The organism is Agromyces sp. NPDC029043 (assembly GCF_055564615.1).
In genome coordinates this window covers 43,086-59,240 of sequence record NZ_JBVHVX010000013.1, presented here as the reverse complement: position 1 = coordinate 59,240, position 16,155 = coordinate 43,086, and the positions used below count along the sequence as shown (strand labels likewise).

Annotated in this window: 16 protein-coding genes and 1 riboswitch; of the genes, 9 read left to right on the top strand and 7 right to left on the bottom strand. The window is 67.2% G+C overall.

All coding sequences use genetic code 11. From position 1 onward, the window contains the following. Window positions 1–3: 3 nt before the first annotated feature. Window positions 4–1,167, top strand: a complete 1,164-nt coding sequence (locus ACZ4TW_RS15870) for a hypothetical protein (RefSeq protein ID WP_465544088.1) — start codon at window positions 4–6, stop codon at window positions 1,165–1,167. Between the two features lie 287 nt (window positions 1,168–1,454). Here ACZ4TW_RS15870 and ACZ4TW_RS15865 read toward each other — a convergent pair whose 3' ends face one another. Beyond that, window positions 1,455–1,862, bottom strand: a complete 408-nt coding sequence (locus ACZ4TW_RS15865) for a hypothetical protein (protein WP_465544087.1) — start codon at window positions 1,860–1,862, stop codon at window positions 1,455–1,457. A gap of 211 nt (window positions 1,863–2,073) precedes the next feature. Here ACZ4TW_RS15865 and ACZ4TW_RS15860 point away from each other — a divergent pair, with 211 nt between their 5' ends. Both ACZ4TW_RS15860 and ACZ4TW_RS15855 read left to right on the top strand, forming a co-directional pair. Continuing rightward, entirely contained in the window at window positions 2,074–2,940 is an 867-nt protein-coding gene (locus tag ACZ4TW_RS15860; protein WP_465544085.1) for an SCO6745 family protein, read from the top strand. A gap of 7 nt (window positions 2,941–2,947) precedes the next feature. Next, the gene (locus tag ACZ4TW_RS15855) at window positions 2,948–3,409 is read left to right on the top strand and encodes a nuclear transport factor 2 family protein (protein ID WP_465544083.1); all 462 of its coding nucleotides are present in this window, start codon (window positions 2,948–2,950) and stop codon (window positions 3,407–3,409) included. 1 nt (window position 3,410) lies between these two features. Here the strand turns inward: ACZ4TW_RS15855 and ACZ4TW_RS15850 are convergent, their stop codons facing one another. The 5 genes from ACZ4TW_RS15850 to ACZ4TW_RS15830 form a co-directional block, all read right to left on the bottom strand. Beyond that, window positions 3,411–4,190 carry a hypothetical protein gene (locus ACZ4TW_RS15850; RefSeq protein ID WP_465544081.1) on the bottom strand — a complete coding sequence of 260 codons (780 nt, stop codon included), beginning with the start codon at window positions 4,188–4,190 and terminating at the stop codon, window positions 3,411–3,413. Further along, window positions 4,187–5,125 (bottom strand): ATP-binding cassette domain-containing protein, encoded by a 939-nt coding sequence (locus ACZ4TW_RS15845; RefSeq protein WP_465544079.1) that lies wholly within the window; start codon window positions 5,123–5,125, stop codon window positions 4,187–4,189. Before ACZ4TW_RS15845 ends, ACZ4TW_RS15850 begins: the two co-directional genes overlap by 4 nt. Before the next feature lie 35 nt (window positions 5,126–5,160). Next, window positions 5,161–5,925, bottom strand: a complete 765-nt coding sequence (thiG, locus tag ACZ4TW_RS15840; protein ID WP_465544077.1) for a thiazole synthase — start codon at window positions 5,923–5,925, stop codon at window positions 5,161–5,163. Continuing rightward, window positions 5,918–6,115 (bottom strand): sulfur carrier protein ThiS, encoded by a 198-nt coding sequence (gene thiS, locus ACZ4TW_RS15835; protein ID WP_465544075.1) that lies wholly within the window; start codon window positions 6,113–6,115, stop codon window positions 5,918–5,920. The genes thiG and thiS overlap by 8 nt, the downstream gene beginning before the upstream one ends. Further along, window positions 6,112–7,224: an FAD-dependent oxidoreductase gene (locus ACZ4TW_RS15830; RefSeq protein ID WP_465544073.1), complete on the bottom strand. Its 1,113-nt coding sequence runs from the start codon at window positions 7,222–7,224 to the stop codon at window positions 6,112–6,114. Before ACZ4TW_RS15830 ends, thiS begins: the two co-directional genes overlap by 4 nt. Next, window positions 7,222–7,330, bottom strand: a riboswitch (TPP riboswitch). (Overlaps the previous gene by 3 nt.) Window positions 7,331–7,377: 47 nt before the next feature. Between ACZ4TW_RS15830 and thiE the strand changes: the two genes are divergently transcribed. From thiE to ACZ4TW_RS15800, 6 genes are all read left to right on the top strand, one after another. Continuing rightward, a complete protein-coding gene (gene thiE / locus ACZ4TW_RS15825) occupies window positions 7,378–8,055 on the top strand; it encodes a thiamine phosphate synthase (RefSeq protein WP_465544071.1) in 678 nt (225 codons plus the stop codon). 190 nt (window positions 8,056–8,245) lie between these two features. Further along, on the top strand, window positions 8,246–8,743 hold the full coding sequence (locus ACZ4TW_RS15820) for a hypothetical protein (RefSeq protein WP_465544069.1): 498 nt from the start codon (window positions 8,246–8,248) through the stop codon (window positions 8,741–8,743). Window positions 8,744–8,893: 150 nt separating this feature from the next. Further along, the gene (locus tag ACZ4TW_RS15815; protein ID WP_465544067.1) at window positions 8,894–9,370 is read left to right on the top strand and encodes an NUDIX hydrolase; all 477 of its coding nucleotides are present in this window, start codon (window positions 8,894–8,896) and stop codon (window positions 9,368–9,370) included. Window positions 9,371–9,607: 237 nt separating this feature from the next. Further along, window positions 9,608–10,963: a hypothetical protein gene (locus ACZ4TW_RS15810; protein WP_465544065.1), complete on the top strand. Its 1,356-nt coding sequence runs from the start codon at window positions 9,608–9,610 to the stop codon at window positions 10,961–10,963. 29 nt (window positions 10,964–10,992) lie between these two features. Then, window positions 10,993–11,940 (top strand): glutamate ABC transporter substrate-binding protein, encoded by a 948-nt coding sequence (locus ACZ4TW_RS15805; RefSeq protein ID WP_465544063.1) that lies wholly within the window; start codon window positions 10,993–10,995, stop codon window positions 11,938–11,940. Between the two features lie 3 nt (window positions 11,941–11,943). Continuing rightward, a complete protein-coding gene (locus tag ACZ4TW_RS15800) occupies window positions 11,944–14,409 on the top strand; it encodes a serine/threonine-protein kinase (RefSeq protein WP_465544061.1) in 2,466 nt (821 codons plus the stop codon). Between the two features lie 39 nt (window positions 14,410–14,448). On the opposite strand, the gene ACZ4TW_RS15795 is transcribed toward ACZ4TW_RS15800, so the two are convergent. Then, complete coding sequence (locus tag ACZ4TW_RS15795; protein WP_465544059.1) at window positions 14,449–16,053, bottom strand: HNH endonuclease signature motif containing protein; 1,605 nt, start codon at window positions 16,051–16,053, stop codon at window positions 14,449–14,451. Window positions 16,054–16,155 lie beyond the last annotated feature (102 nt).

The window sequence follows — 16,155 nt, the reverse complement described above, 5'->3', positions numbered from 1 at the left end:
GGGATGTTCGTCATCGGCGTGATCGCCGCCAGCCTCGCTGCTGTGGCGTACGGCATGTCGACGGTGTTGCGTGCGCTCGGGGCCCGGCGCGTAGCCCAGACCGAGCGCGAGGAATCCGAGGCCACCACAACCAATGCCGTCGGCGGCCCGACGCTGCGGTCGACGATGTCGACCTTCGTCGATCCTGCCTTCATCCTGGGCACGATGATGGTGATCGTCGGTTTCGCCGGCGGCGCCATCGCGGCACGCTATCTGCCGCTGTTCCTGTCCCAGACCATCGTGTCCGCCAACCTCGTGGTGACCGCGCTGCTCGGCACCATCATGCTCAACATCGCCCTGCACACCCGGGACTGGATCGCCATCTGGACCGTGGTGCTCTCGCTGTGCCTGCTGGGCGTGTCGTCGGCGCATCACACCGGCTCCGGTGACAACGTCGCCTTCCACCGGGGACTGTTCGTGGCCACCGCGCTGCTGTCGGCGGCAGCTCTTGCAGCGGTGTACGGGCTCGGCAAACACGCGGCGATCGTCGGCGGAGCCGCAGCGGGACTCCTGTTCGGCATCATCGCGATCGCGGTCCGCGTCCTCGACGGCGTCGATCCGTTCGACCCCAGGGCCCTGCTGTTGGACCCGGCCGCCTGGACCATCGCAGTAGCCGGCGCCGCAGGCTTCTTCATCCAGACGGTGGCCCTGCAACTCGGCGCGGTCAACGGGGTGACCGCCGTTCTGGTCGTCGGTGAGACGGCCGGGCCGAGCCTCGTCGGCGTCGTGTTCCTCGGTGACACCGCCAAGCCGGGGCTGGGCTGGTTGGCGATCATCGGCTTCATCGGGGCGGTCATCGGTGCGGTACTCGTCGCGATCTACGGCTCCGGCGATCCCGACCACTTCGGGGAGGCGCCGCCCCAGAAGGGTGGCTGGCGGCGTGGCCGCGAGGATCTCGACGGCTCGTTCGACTTCGACGACGACGCGCCGCGAGATCTCGACGACGGAGACGAGGGTCACCATGGTCACAACACCGACCCAGGCGTCGACAACTACGACGGTGACAACCAGGGCAGCGACAACCACGGCAGTGACAACCATGTGCGCGGCAATCTCGACGGCTTGTCGACCTACACGGCCAGGCCCGGATCCTCGCCTGCGTCATCACCGTCGGAGTCGACGCGCTGATCGTGAATGGCGTGATGCAACTTCTTCAGGTCGCCGGTTCGCCACGCCGTCACCGTCCATACCGCGACGACGAACGGCGCGATGGCGGCAGCCGAGATGGCACGCGCTGACGACGGTAGGACATCGGCGATGACCTCGGCGCGGGGTGTGCCGTCGACGTCGGCGGGCAACCACTGCGTCAGGAGGTTCTGGGTCAGCGCCGTCGGTTCGAAGGGGCCGGCCGCCGCCGCGAGGTAGAAGGCCGCGAGCGTGGTGACCAGCGCACCCAGCCAGGTGAGGACGCGTACCTACGAACCGAGGATCTCCGCCGCGGTCCGGACCGCCTCGGCCGCGAAACCCAGCACCAATGCCAGGAGCAGACAGGCGACCTGCGCGGACAGCAGTTGTTCGAGCACCGAACTCTCGTCGTCGGACGAATGGATGCCGGGCAGTCCGATCGCCAGCGAGACGAGGCCGGAGATGAAGGCAACCAGCGTCACCGACGAGGTCATGTCCGAAACGCGTTGGAATGACGCACGAACAGCCTGCTCGGTATTGGCACTCGCGACCCGCGCGCCGACGTCGTAGATCACCAGCATGGCGACACCCGCCAGGATGATCGCCAGCAGCCAGGCGATGGCCGTGGTGCAGACCGCGGCCAATGCGAACGATCCGACGAGTGGCCCGAAGACCGAGTCCCCGTCGGCACCACTCACCCGGACCCCGACCAGCGGAAGGAGCCCGACGACCGCGATGATCAGCCCGGCGGCCAGCAGCGGACCCGAGAATTCGGTGATCTCGGAGGCGTCGAGGTCCGGATCCCTCGTCGGTCATGGATCACCTTCGTTCACGAGGGAACTGTAGCCCTGAGCGTCGGCGTTGGCCGGGCATTGACAGTGAGTTGACGGAGCAGGAAATGTAGGACGCATGTCCGGTCCCCTGAACTCAGCCCGTACCGCCTACGAAAGCCTCGAACCCTTTCACGTCCTCGCGTACTTCAATCCGGGTCTCGGTGCCGCACAGTCGGACACCGGACTGGACCCGTACGGGTTCTACGTCGGGGCACGCGGGGCTCCCCTGGGTGACTGCAGCCCATCGGTGGTGATCTCCACCTTCTACAACTTTTCCCCCGGCCTCATCGTCGACGCCTGGGAGAAGGCCCGCGCCCATGGGCTGGAACGGGTGGCCGCACGGCGCGAGCAGATGCTCGACGAACAGTTGCGCGACATTCTCGGTGAGCGAGTCGATGATCCGACGATCGCCGAGTTGGCACAGCACTACGCCGACGTGGCCGCGACACTGCCGATGGGCGGCCGGTCCCTGGCCGCCGCATGGGCCGCCGCGTCGGTGCCGGACACGCCGCACATGGCGCTGTGGCACAACATTGCGATCCTGCGGGAGTGGCGGGGTGACAACCACATCGCGGTCCTCGTGACGCACGGACTCGACGGTATCGATGCGGCCGCGTTCCACGAAGCGGACCTGCTCGACCCGACGATCCGACGTCGCACCCTCGGGAAGAAAATGACCCTGCTGACGCGTGGCTGGACAGACGCCGACTGGGAGGCGTCGATCGATCGGCTCGTCGGACGCGGACTCGCCGAGCGCACCGACAGCGGGCATCGACTCACCGCCGACGGTGCCGCGCTCTACGACGACATCGAGGCCTCCACCGATGCCCTGGGCGAAAGCGTCTGGTCCACACCGGGTCTCGCCGAGACCGTCCAGCAGACCAAGCCCCTTGTGAAGGCCGTCATCGATGCCGGCGTCTTACCTGGCACCTCCAAGAAGTGACGGCACCATGACCGACACCGCCTCCGCTCTCGCCGACATCAAGGCATTGAAGTACCGGTACCTGCGCTGCCTGGACACCAAGGACTGGGAGGGCTTCGCACAGACCCTCACCCCGGATGTGACCGGCGACTACGGTGAGAGCCTCGCCTTCACCGACCGGGATACCCTGGTGGGCTTCATGAAGCGATCCGTCGGGCCGGGGGTGATCACCGAACACCGCGTCGCACATCCCGAGATCGAGATCGATGGCGACGTCGCAACGGGACGCTGGTACCTGCAGGACCGCGTCATCGTGACGGAGTTCTCGTTCCTGCTGTTCGGCTCGGCGTTCTACTCCGACAGCTACCGTCGCACCGACGACGGCTGGCGCATCAGCGGCACCGGCTATGACCGCACCTACGAGGCGACAGTGAATCTTGCCGACCTGCCCGGTTTCTCGCTGAAGGTGGGGCCGTCGGTCTCCCGGTAGTTCACGCGTCGCGCCGGCTGACGGCCGCCAAGCCGGCGCCGAACAGGAGAAGGGCGAACGCGGCGAAGTACACGGCCGAACCGATCGGACCCCAGTGGAAGTCGACGGAGGTCGGCGACGTCGGGTCCAGGAAGCGACCGGCATTCGCGAACGGCAGGAACGGTGCGATGTGGCTGCCGACCTTGGGCAACAGGCCGATCACCCCTTCGAGCACGAGCATCCAGAGCAGCAGGATCGCGATGGCTCCAGCGGTGTGGCGAAGCAGCATCGCGAGGGACAGGCCCACCACCACGCACAGCAGGGCGTCAATCGGCGTCGCGTAGAGCTGGCGGACCACGTCGGCATCGGTGAATGAGATCCCCAGCGATTGTCCGCCCAGTGCAATCGCGACGAGCAAGCACAGCGCGGTGAGCACGACGGTGAGGATCACCGTCATGGCGCCGTACACCAGTGCCTTGGCGATCATCACGACCTCACGACGGGGAACCGCGAGGAACGACGTGCGGATCGTGCCGAACCGATACTCGTTGGTCACGGCGAGCACCGCCATGATCATCAGCACGATGACACCGACCTGATTCAGCCCGGCCAGCACGACGCCGGCGATACCGTCTGTGCTGCCTACCTCGTCGACCTCACCGACCTCTCCGACGGAGTTGCCGGCAACCTGCCCGACCACGGCTGCCACGGCAAGCGAGAGGAGCACCACGATCCCCACACACCAGTAGGGCGAACGGGTGGAGGCGAGTTTGATTCGCTCAGCGTTGAGTGCGCCGATCATCGGGCATCTCCTGTTCCGCCGGTGTACTCGACGGCGCCGGCCGTCACCGACATGAACACGTCTTCCAGCGACGCGGACTGGGAGGTGAGTTCGTGCAGGGGCACGCCGTTGGCCGCGGCGATGTCACCGACCTGATCCGTCGACACGTCGTCGACGAGGAATGCGGGCCGGCCATCTGGGTCCGTTACCTGGACGACGGGGAGGCCCGCGCCGACCAGAGCCTGATGCAGCAGGTCCATCCGCGGGCTGCGGACGCGGGTGCGGTGGCGGGCGAGTGCCATGAACTCCCCCACCGAGCAGTCGGCGATGAGCCGGCCCTGCCCGATCACCACGAGATGATCGGCGGTCAGCGACATCTCGGTCAGCAGGTGGCTGGACACCAACACGGTGCGCCCCTCGGCAGCGAGGCTACGCATGAACCGTCGAATCCACACGATGCCCTCGGGGTCGAGACCATTGACCGGTTCGTCGAACAGCAGGATGCCCGGATCACCGAGCAGCGCGCCGGCCAGGCCGAGCCGCTGCGACATCCCCAGGGAGAAGCCGCCCGCCTTCTTGCCGGCGACGGCGGACAATCCGACGAGTTCGAGGACCTCGTCGGCACGGCGTGCGGGGATGCTGTTGCTGGCCGCCATCCACCGCAGATGTGAACGGGCACTGCGGTTGGGATGCACCCACCTGGCGTCGAGCAGCGCACCCACCTGACGCAGCGGATGGTCGAGGTCACGGTAGGCGCGGCCGTTGACCGTGGTCGTACCCGAACTCGGGCGGTCCAGCCCCAGCATCATCCGCATCGTGGTCGACTTTCCCGCGCCGTTGGGTCCGAGGAAACCGGTCACCACACCGGGCCGCACGCCGAAGGTCAGACTGTCCACGGCGCGTACCGTGCCGTAGTCCTTGGTCAGGTTTATCGCCTGCAGGGTGCCGTCAACCACACCCCGACCATAGACAGATCCGGTCTACCGCGCCGTCACGACTCGCGCTCGGGCGAGGACGCACGCGCCCAGAACCGTTTGGGTATCCGCCCCGCTCGAGCGGCGAGGCGCCCACCGATGACCGCATGCGCCATGGCTGCCGCCATGGCGACGGGATCGTCGGCGCGAGTGACCGCCGACGCGAGAAGCACTGCGTCGCAGCCGAGTTCCATCGCGAGCGCGGCGTCGCTGGCGGTGCCGATCCCTGCGTCGAGGACGACCGGGACACCGGCCGCCGCGACGATCATCTCGATGTTGTGCGGGTTGGCGATACCCAGCCCCGTCCCGATGGGTGAGCCGAGCGGCATCACCGCCGCGACGCCCACATCCTCGAGCCGGGCGGCGAGGACCGGGTCGTCGTTGGTGTAGGCGAGGACGACGAATCCGTCGGCCACCAGAGTCTGGGCGGCGTCGAGGAGTTCGATGGGGTCGGGCAGCAGCGTGCGATCGTCGGAGACGACCTCCAATTTCACCCAGTCGGTGCCTATCGCCTCGCGTGCGAGTTGCGCGGTCAACACGGCCTCCGCGGTGGTGTGACAACCCGCGGTGTTGGGCAGGATCGAGATGCCGAGACGAGTCAGCAGGTCGATCACCCCGGCGCCCGACGCCGCGCTCACTCGACGCATGGCCACGGTGGTCAACTCGGTTCCCGACGCCTGCAGAGCACGTTCGAGGACATCGTGATTCGACGCACCGCCGGTACCCATGATGAGGCGGGAACCGAGGTCGCGGTCGGCAATGCGCAGTAGGTCGTCAGCCACCCTGCACCGCCGTCACGATCTCCACCGCTGCGCCCGCGGTGATCGGCCGATGCCAGCTGCTGCGCGGCACCACCGCGCCGTCGACGGCCACCGCGACGCCCTGGTCCGGATAGCCGAAGGTGGCGAGCAGGTCGGCGATCGACAGGTCGTCGGCGGCCGTCTGCTGCTCGCCGTTGATGATGAGGGTCACGGTGCCACTCCTTGTTTCTCCGGATCGTGCTGCGTGTTCAGGTCGTGGGACTCGTGGTGGGCGACACCCTGGTCGAGGATCTCGACGACGCGGTGCGCGGTCCACGGAGCGAGCAGGATGCCGTTGCGGCCGTGCCCGGTGGCCACGACAATCCGTTCGTCGACGGCCCGCACGACGGGGACGCCGTCGGCACGGGTGGGCCGAAATCCTGCGGCCACCTCGACGAGGTCGTAGGTACTCAAGCCGGGCATCACCGCCACCGCGTCGGCGAGCAGGTCGGCGACCCCACCGGCCCGGGGATGACGGTCGGCGGCCTCGGCCGGCTCGTATTGTGTTGCGCCGACGACGATTCCGTCTTTGCGCGGAACCAGATACACCGATCGCCCGTCGAGGCGTGCGCGGACGACGTGTCTCGGCGGCGGCACGGACCAGGAGTTCGCGGCCAGCCGAAGGATCTCGCCTTTCGTCGCGTACAGGTCCAGGCCGTCGACGAGGGCCGACGATCCGAGTCCGGCGGCCACCAGCACCCGATCCCCCTCCAGCTCCGCGAGGTCATCGACGTGGCGTTCGGTGATGATCGCGCCATCGCGCAGCACAGTGGCGCGCAGGCTGCGTAGCAGGTGCCGGTTGTCCAGAGCGGCTTCGCCGGAGGCGAGATAACCTCCGATCAGTCGGGAACTCAACGCGTTCTCCAGCGAACGGATCTCGCGTGCGGCGACGGGACGCAGGTCGCTGCCGCCCTGGGTCCGGGCCTGGGTCGCCCACACGAACTCGGCCAGTTGACGCAGGTGCGCGGCGTCGGCGGCCGTGCTCGCGACGAACAGCGAGTCGGCGGCGGCCACGATCAGCGGATCATCGAGACGGTCGATCAGCGTCGGCCACCGACGCACCGAATCGGAGGTGATCCCGAACAGCTCCTCCTCCCCGGGATGCCCCTCGCCCAGGGAGCCGAGCATCCCGCCGGCGACCCAGCCCGCCTCCGCGCCGAACGGGTCGTCGACGATCGTGACACGCCATCCGACGTCGAGGGCGGCCAACGCACAGGTGAGTCCCACCACTCCGCCGCCCACGACGGTGAGGTCTCCGCGGTACGGATTCGAGGTCGGCATCGACTGCCACATCCTTCCTTCGCCGGCATTACCCGGATCAGGTCCAACGGTCTGCGGGAGCGGCCCGCACTCTCAGCCCGGCGTCCCCGGGCTCCCGTGTGCTCTGCCCTCCACCCTACGTCGTGCCTCCGTGGCGTCACTAGGCTGGCGACGGTGAGCACCTCTGACCTCCGCGAGCGACTGGCCGCAGCCCGCCTCTACCTCTGCATCGACGCAAGACGGGAGCGCGGTGATCTGCTCGACGTGGTGGCCGCAGCAGTCGAGGGTGGAGTTGACATCGTGCAGCTGCGCGACAAGGGGTCGGTCGGCGAAAGGCAGTTCGAGACACTCGAGGCGGTCGAAGAACTCGACATCCTCGGCGCCCTCGGCGAAGTGATCCGGGCCCGCGGGGCGCTGCTCTCGGTCAATGATCGTGCCGATCTCGCACGCCTCGCCGGCGCCGATGTCCTGCACGTCGGACAAGGCGATCTGACACCGGCGCAGGCCCGCAGCATCGTCGGACCGGACATGATCATCGGGATCTCCACCCACGACGAATCGCAGGCACGGGCCGCGTTCGCAGACGGCGACGTGGACTACTTCTGCACCGGTCCGTGCTGGTCCACGCCCACCAAACCCGGGCGCGCAGGCACCGGGCTGGACTTCGTGCGGGCCGTCGCCGCGCTGGACCCGACCACGCCATGGTTCGCCATCGGCGGGATCGACGCCGAGCGGCTACCTCAGGTCACCGCGGTCGGCGCGCGACGGGCCGTCGTCGTGCGCGCCATCACCGACGCCGACGACCCACGTGCGGCCGCCGCCGAACTTGCCGCGGGTTTGCGGCAGGCCTGACGCACCGCCAGGCCGTCGAACCCGGTTGCCGTGATTCCGAGGGCGGGTCTATGGTGGTCGAATCATGATGTGCATGAACAACGCGCTCGTAACCCGCCGCAGCGGGGTCTGACTCTGACCGACCCCCCGCTGCGGGTCGGTCGCGCGTTTCTGTCGGTCATCTTCTCTTCGACCGAAAAGACCACGCACGATGCACACCATTCACTCGACCCGGCCATCCTGGTGCGGTGACCAGCAGTTCACCACCACGTTCGACGACCCATGGACCGCGCATGCGCTCCCCGCGGGCATCCGTGCGGAGGCGACCGGCATGACCTGGCAGAACTTCACCGACACCTTCGCACCGACAGGGTCGATCCGGCTCGGCGCCTTCAGCGTCGCGCCCGCCCGCGGTGACCTTGTCGAATGCCAGGCGACGCTGGCCGTCGCCGACGAGATCATGTCCCTGCATGCCACGGCGTCCGGACCGATCGGCGCCATGACCTCGATGCTGTACGAGATCGGCGCGCCCGTCGCCATCGTCGCGCTGCACCAACGTCTGGCGGTCGACGGCCAGACCACGACCTACCTGCTCTGTGAAGACGACAATCGACAGTGCTGGGCGTACGGCACCGGCGACACCGGGGACATGGCCAATGTCAACGCCCTGATCGCAGGGGCGAACCGACTGCGACTCACACACACCTGAGCAGTATCCGACCGAATGCGGCTCCAGCCCGTCCAGCCCGTCCAGCCCGTCCAGCCCGTGCGATGTGTTACGCCCACCCCGGGGTCAGCTCTGGTCAACGCGCCCACAGGTCACATACGGTGGAGTTTCGGATGGAGTCGAGGAGGCGACGTGCGCGGAGACGGTGACGGGTGGGTTTTCGACCCGGACGGCGCGCGGTACTGGGGCCTGCACGGCGCCGCGGGCCTGTTGCTGCGCGCACCCCTCCACGACGAGTCGATGGGCGTACTGCTGCAGCACCGCGCGGCGTGGTCGCATCAGGGCGGGACGTGGGGGTTGCCCGGTGGTGCCCGTGACTCGCACGAGAGTGCGGTGGACACCGCGATCCGGGAAGCCGATGAGGAGGCCGGGATCGGAAGTGCCGAGTTGCGCGTCGTCGCCGCGCTCGTCACCCACTCGACCCCCAACGGTTGGACATATACGACGGTGATCGCGGAGACAGATGAGCCCGTCGCCACCATCGCCAATGGCGAATCCGCCGAGCTGCGGTGGGTACCCGAGGCTCAGGTCGAGACGCTACCGCTGCACCCGGCATTCGCCGAGGCGTGGCCGGGACTGCGTGAGCGCATCGTCACCCTCGACATATGACGCTGATTTCGCCGTCACCGATCCACTCGGGTCCGGATTCAACACGGTCGATGCTTCTGCGCGCCGGGCGTGACCGGTGGGACTACGCTGAGCCACAGAAGGCGGACACCGTCCGCATCAGTTCCACGGGGCGTTCAGGAGGAACCCGAGGTGACCGGCGGCCACGCATCCACCATGCGGACCGTACTCACCCGCGCCGGACGGGCTAACCCCGTCCCTCAGCTTCCGCTGCGCCGGATGCTGTCCGAACAGCGGGAACTCGCCGCCGAACGGGACCGGACCTCCCCCCTGGCGACACTGCGCCACTACGCGGTCACCACCCCCGGCAAACTGGTGCTGATCATGGTGGCTCTGGTCATCGCCTGCCTGTCCACCGGGTGGTACGCGTCGAGCGTGTTGGATCGTCGAACGCAGACCCTGCAGTTGATGGTCGACCGCGCCGAGCCCCTCGCCGAGGCCGCGCAGGTCCTCTACAGCTCTCTGTCGGTCGCCGACGCCTCCGCGAACTCCGCTTTCATCTCCGGCGGACTCGAGTCACCGGAACTGCGCACGCGCTACTCCGATGCCATCGCCACCGCATCGTCGTCGTTGATCATCGCCTCGGGCTCGCTGATGGCTGCCGACGCCGCGAATGACCAATCGTCGGTCGACGACGCGACACGGGCCGACGTCCAGACACTCGCCACCTCGATACCGGTGTACGCCGGACTCATCGAGACCGCGCGCACCAACAACCGGCTGGGTAATCCCGTCGGCTCGGCATATCTCGGCCAGGCGTCGACGTTGATGCAGGATCATCTGCTTCCGGCTGCACAACGCCTCTACGAGCAGCGGTCTGCGGCCATCGCGGATCCGCAGCGCACACTGACGGTTCCGCCATGGGGTGTGTACACGGCGCTGATCGTGCTGATCGTCGCGCTCGTGCTGACCTCCCGGTACCTCGCCAAGCGCGTCCGTCGCCGGTTCAACATCGGAGTGGTGGCGGCGCTGATCGCCGTCGTCGTCGGCACGGTGTGGCTGCTCGCGTCGGGGCTGATGTCTGTTGCGGCGACCAACAACGCAAAGGTGCAGGGCGCGGATCCGTTGCGCGACCTGACCTCTGCGCGCATCCTCACCCAGCAAGCCCGCTCGGCCGAAACCCTGTCGCTGGTACGCCGCGGCGATCAGACAAGTCTGGAACAGACCTTCACCCAATCGACCGACGAGATCGACAAGATCCTCGCGTCGCTACGCAGTTCCGCGGCCGCCGACGGCGGATCGTTGACGCAGACGCAGTTGACCGCAGCGGCCGATGCGCTCGGGCGATGGAAAGACGCCGATGCCGCGGTGCGCGCAGAGATCCAGTCCGGCGATTTCGCCACCGCGCGGATGCTCACCGTCGGCACCGACGCCATCAGTTCTGCGCGCAGTTTCGGCGAGGTCGACGCCGCGCTCGTCGACGGCATCACCACCACCCGCGCGGCGTTTCGCGACGACATCAACACCGCGCAGCGGGTGATCGGGTTCACCGGCACCGGCATCATGGTGCTGGCGGTGTTCGCCGCGCTCGCCCTCGCCGGCGGACTCATCCCCCGCATCCGGGAGTACCGATGACGATGCGTCGAGGTCTGTGCTGCGCCGTGATGGCCGCCGTCGTCGCGGTCACGGCATCGGCGTGTGCGGACTTCCCCGCCCCCAACTCACCGCCACCAAGCGCCACCGCCCTGGTCCCGACCCCGGCCGGGGCGTCGTTCGACGTGGCCCGCGAACCCGCCCCGAATTCCGAGACGTGCGATGCGACGACCAGTCTGCGCCCCGGCGAGATGCCCGAACCCGGCCAGATGCCCAACCGCACGACGATGGCCGACATCCTGTGGCGCGGCAGGCTCATCGTCGGCCTCGATACCGGCAGCAATCTCTTCAGCTTCCGTGATCCGGTCACCGGCGACATCCAGGGATTCGACGTCGATCTCGCCCGGGCCATCGCCCAGGCGATCTTCGACGACCCGTCGCATATCGAGTATCGCGTGCTCAGTTCAGGTGAGCGCGTCGACGCGCTCAAGAACCGCACCGTCGATGTCGTCGTGAAGACGATGAGCGTGACCTGCGACCGCCTGCATGATGTTGCGTTCTCGAGCCCGTACTATGTTGCTTCCCAACGCATTCTGGCGTTGCGCGGCTCCGGCAACACCGACGCCGCGGACCTCGCCGACAAGCGGGTCTGCGCCGCTCGCGGCGTGACGTCCATCGGCCGGTTGCAGTCGATTGCACCGCGGGTGAAGATGGTGACCACCAGTACCTGGGCCGATTGCCTGGTGATGATCCAACAGGGGCAGGTGGACGCCGTCAGCACCGACGACACGATTCTCGCCGGACTCGCCGAACAGGACCCGTGGGTGCAGGTGGTGGGGCCCAGCCTCGGCACGGAGTACTACGCCGTCGGGATCCCCAAGGGGCAGGATGACATGGTCCGCTTCGTCAACGGTGTCCTCGCCCAGGTACGTGCCGACGGACAGTGGCAGCAGTGGTACAACCGGTGGCTCTCGATCCTCGGTCCGGGCTATCCACCGCAGCCGGTATACCGGGATTAGGCGGTGAGCGACACGAACCCCGATACGCATGAGCCAACCGACGTCGATGCCGACGCCGGCGCCACCGACGAGTCCGATCAGCCGGTCGGTACTCAACGAGCGTCGCTCACCGATCTCGACATCGGGACGCAGCGCGCAGCGGCGGACGATCTCGATGTCGGCACGCAGGCCGTTACGTTCGATCCATTCGCCGACGATCACGAGGACTCGACCGACCCGGTCATCCGCCGGACCAGTACGACCTCGATCCCGACCGACAACCTGAACTCGGTCGGCCAGACCCGACGGCTGGTACCCCGCACCCGGTCTCAGGTGCACGATCTGCGACTGGGCAGCGGGCTGGTCGAACTGCCGAAGATCCACGACATCGAGCCGGCCGACGCCGTTCTGACGAGTCCGGTCATCGCGGAGAAGAAGCGCACGTGCTGGCGGTGCGGGCGGCCGGTTGGTCGCAGTTCCGGAAAGTACCGGGGAGACCTGACTGGCGAGTGCCCGAACTGTGGTGCGCGGTGCTCCTTTGTGCCCGGACTGGTGAGCGGCACCCTCGTCGCAGATCAGTACGAGATCGCCGGAGCCATCGCGCACGGCGGACTCGGCTGGATCTATCTCGCGGTGGACCGCAACGTGTCGGATCGTCCGGTGGTGCTCAAGGGCCTGCTCAATTCCTCGGACTCGGAGGCGCAGGAGGTGGCTCTGGCCGAGCGCCAGTTCCTCGCGTCGGTGAATCACCCAGGGATCGTGAAGATCTACAACTTCGTCGAGCACACCGACGATCGCGGGCAACGCATTGGCTACATCGTGATGGAGTACATCGGCGGTCGCACCCTCAAACAGATGACCTCCGAATCGGAGGCCGAGGGCGACCTGCTGTCCATCGAGCAGGCGATGGCCTACATTCTGGAAGTGCTTCCGGCCGTGGGATATCTCCACTCGGTCGGCCTGGTGTACAACGACGTCAAGCCGGAGAACATCATGGTCGGGAGCGACGAGGTGAAGCTCATCGACCTCGGCGCTGTCTCGGCGATCAACGGTTTCGGACACCTCTATGGGACGCCCGGTTTCCAGGCGCCGGAAATCGTGTCCACCGGCCCACAGATCGCCACCGACATCTACAGCATCGGGCGCACATTGGCCGTCCTGACGGTTCCGATGCCCATGCGCGACGGCCGGTACCTCGATGGTCTGCCGTCGGCGGAGGACACCCCGGTCTTCCGCGACAACCCGTCGTATCACCTTCTGCTGCAACGGGCGACGGCGGTTGATCCCGACGAGCGGTTCTCCTCGGCAGAGGAGATGACGACGCAGGTCCTCAACGTGCTACGTGAGGTTGTTGCCCTGCACACCGGCGTTCCGCGTCCGTCGTTGTCGACGGTGTTCACGCCACAGCGCTCGACCTTCGGCACCGAACTGCTGCTCGGCCCGGTCGATGGTTTCTTCAATCCCGACGAGGCAGCGTTCTACGATCCGGTCGACATTGCGCGGGCGCTCCCCGTGCCGCTGGTCGATCCGACGGATCCCGCTGCGGCAGTGCTGACCTCTGCCGCCCTCTCCGATCCACGACAGACGTTGGACTCGATCAGCGCGGCCCGCGCAAACGGATTCTCGTCGTTGCTCGGCACATCGGTCTCCGGCGATCACCCGTCGCTGGAAGTCGACCTCGCCGAGGCCCGCGCACACCTCGAACTCGACGACGTGGACACCGCGCTGGAGTTGCTGCGCGACATCTCGATTCACCACGGCGATTCGTGGCGGGTGCAGTGGTACATCGGGATCTGCGCGCTGATGAACAGCGAGCCCGAGCTGGCGTACATGCGGTTCGACGGCGTACTGCAGGCGATGCCCGGCGAGATCGCCCCCAAGTTGGCGGTGGCGGGCACTGCTGAGCTCATCGGCCGGTGGCTGGCCGACGAGGAACACAGCACCCCTGAGCACACCGCGAAGATCGCGGAGAGCGTCCAGGTCGCCGAGCATCTCTATCACGATCTGTGGCTCACCGACCACGGAATCGTCACGGCCGCCTTCGGCCTCGCGAGACTGCATGCGGCGCAAGGAAACATCGGACAGGCTATCGAACCGCTCGACGAGGTACCACCCACCAGTCGACACTTCAACACCGCCAGGGCGACCGCCGTCCTGGTTCTCGTTCACGGCCGACCACCCGCTCAGGTCAGCCGCGACCAGATCATTGAGGCCGCCGAACGACTCGACAGGATTCCCGACGAAGATCCCCGCAAAGCCCGACTGACACTGATCGTGCTCGGCACCGCGCTGGGCTGGATCGACGCACATCCCGATGCCGAACCACTACCCAACACCAAACTCCTCGGTTTCCCGTTCACCGAACTCGGCCTGCGACGCGGCACCGAGCAGTCGCTGCGGCAGTTGGCACGCCAGACCAGGACCAACCGTGATCACCGATTCATGCTGGTCGATCTCGCGAATTATGTTCGGCCCGAGACGTTGTTCTGACTCCGAGGTTGGTCGACGACACGCATGCCGACCACGCACTCAGTACGCATAGGTGGCGAGCGTCAGCTTGGTGATGGGGTCGTACCACGAGACGATGCGCTCCTCGAGAAGCGTGGGAATCAAGAGTCCCATGTGTTTTCGTTGATGATCCACGGGGCACAGCGGTATCAGATTGTCCGAGATGGACCATCCGCCGCGCCGCGGGTCGAGGTGATCGAACCGCACGACGTGATCGAGTTGGCAGTCGGCAACCCGTCGGTCGCACCACGGGTAGCGACAGATGTCATCGGTCGAGTAGACCTGCTCACGCACGGCTTTGGACGGATGGTATGTCAGCGCGCCGGGTGGTGGCGCGCTCAAACCCCCATGCCCGGAGGAATCGACGGCACGGGGTGGTCCGGCGCGTTGCCCGAGGAGTATCACCGTCGGTGTGCGCCGAGGTTGCTTGACGATGGTCACCTGTTCGGCTGCGAATGCATCCCCGGAGGTCAGCGCGACGGCGTGCGCCGGGTCGATGGGGCCGTAGCCGGACAGATCCGGTGCCAGGTCGCCGGCCGAGTCGGCAATGATCGTCAGACCGTGCCCGGTCGGAGCGGGATCGTGCCGGGTCTGAGCGGAGCCGTCGGTGTCGGTGTCGGTCTCGGTGACGACCGGATCGATGGCGTCCGGATCGATGGCGGCATCGCACTCGGCCAGTTCGGAGTCGTCCACATCGGGCTCGGTCGGCTCAGTCGGTACGGCCGGCTCGAAGGAATCGGCGGCCGGCGGAACGGCATCGGCGGGAGTCGCTGCAGGATTGGCACTTTCTGCTGCTGCGGGCTGAGCATCAACCGTGGGTTCAGCAGCGGATTCAGCAGCCGCCGGAACCTCGGGCTCGGCCGGACAGCTAGCGTCCCCGCACCGGCAGGCGAGGTGCGCGCCGGGAACCCCATTCACCTCGGCCAGAGCATCGGCACGCCGCTGCCCGAAGGTTCGTGGATCGCCTCCGCACAGGCGAGCGGTGATCAGAGCGGTGATCTGTTCGTCCAACCACACCCCGTGCTCGGCGGGGACGGTCGCCGAGATGCTCGTGTGTCCGTGGACCTCGTCGCGGATCACCACATTCGAGCGCTGCCGTGAGAACTCTTCGCGCGCTTGCGGCGCGCGCTCGGGGGCGCGGCTGAGTACGTAGTCGGCCAGTTGCCGGCGCAGTATCTTGTCTGTGGTGGCGCGGTCGACAAGCGTCAGCGCGTCGACTTCGCCGCCGGCACGCATCTCGTCCGGGAGAACGGCGAGTTCCTCGGCAACGATCCGTGCGCGATCGACCGAGAACCGTCCCTCCAGAAAAGCCATGCGGACGCGTGGAAGATCCTGCAGCTGAGCCCCGAGCCTCACCCACTTCCGGGCGATGGGGACGCTGACGCCCAGACGTCGCGACACCTGCCCGATGGCGGTCTTGTCGGGACCGTCCTTCACGCGACTCGCCGTCGGCGACTCCTGCATGTCTGCCGCGATAACGACGTGCGTTCGGTACGCGCACAGAACTTTTCGCGCGGCCGCCTGCTTCTCCAACCGCACCGCATCGTTGGCGGAGGCGATCAGCGCCAGATCATCCGACGTCGACAGGAGCCTGTCGTCGGCGGGTGAATCGGTGTAGCTGAACATGGTGCGCCCCGGTGCCATCGGTCGACGGTCGAGCCGCCATCGACACCATCGGCGATGTCGATACGGGCACCGTAATCGCGACAACCGCGTCCGAGCAGAATT

Bases quoted from the DNA above. Each gene is read 5' to 3' on its own strand.
- ACZ4TW_RS15870 (WP_465544088.1), top strand. From the start codon at position 4: ATGTTCGTCATCGGCGTGATCGCCGCCAGCCTCGCTGCTGTGGCGTAC.
- ACZ4TW_RS15860 (WP_465544085.1), top strand. From the start codon at position 2,074: ATGTCCGGTCCCCTGAACTCAGCCCGTACCGCCTACGAAAGCCTCGAA.
- ACZ4TW_RS15855 (WP_465544083.1), top strand. From the start codon at position 2,948: ATGACCGACACCGCCTCCGCTCTCGCCGACATCAAGGCATTGAAGTAC.
- ACZ4TW_RS15850 (WP_465544081.1), bottom strand. From the start codon at position 4,190: ATGATCGGCGCACTCAACGCTGAGCGAATCAAACTCGCCTCCACCCGT.
- ACZ4TW_RS15830 (WP_465544073.1), bottom strand. From the start codon at position 7,224: ATGCCGACCTCGAATCCGTACCGCGGAGACCTCACCGTCGTGGGCGGC.
- ACZ4TW_RS15820 (WP_465544069.1), top strand. From the start codon at position 8,246: ATGCACACCATTCACTCGACCCGGCCATCCTGGTGCGGTGACCAGCAG.
- ACZ4TW_RS15810 (WP_465544065.1), top strand. From the start codon at position 9,608: ATGCTGTCCGAACAGCGGGAACTCGCCGCCGAACGGGACCGGACCTCC.
- ACZ4TW_RS15805 (WP_465544063.1), top strand. From the start codon at position 10,993: ATGGCCGCCGTCGTCGCGGTCACGGCATCGGCGTGTGCGGACTTCCCC.
- ACZ4TW_RS15795 (WP_465544059.1), bottom strand. From the start codon at position 16,053: ATGTTCAGCTACACCGATTCACCCGCCGACGACAGGCTCCTGTCGACG.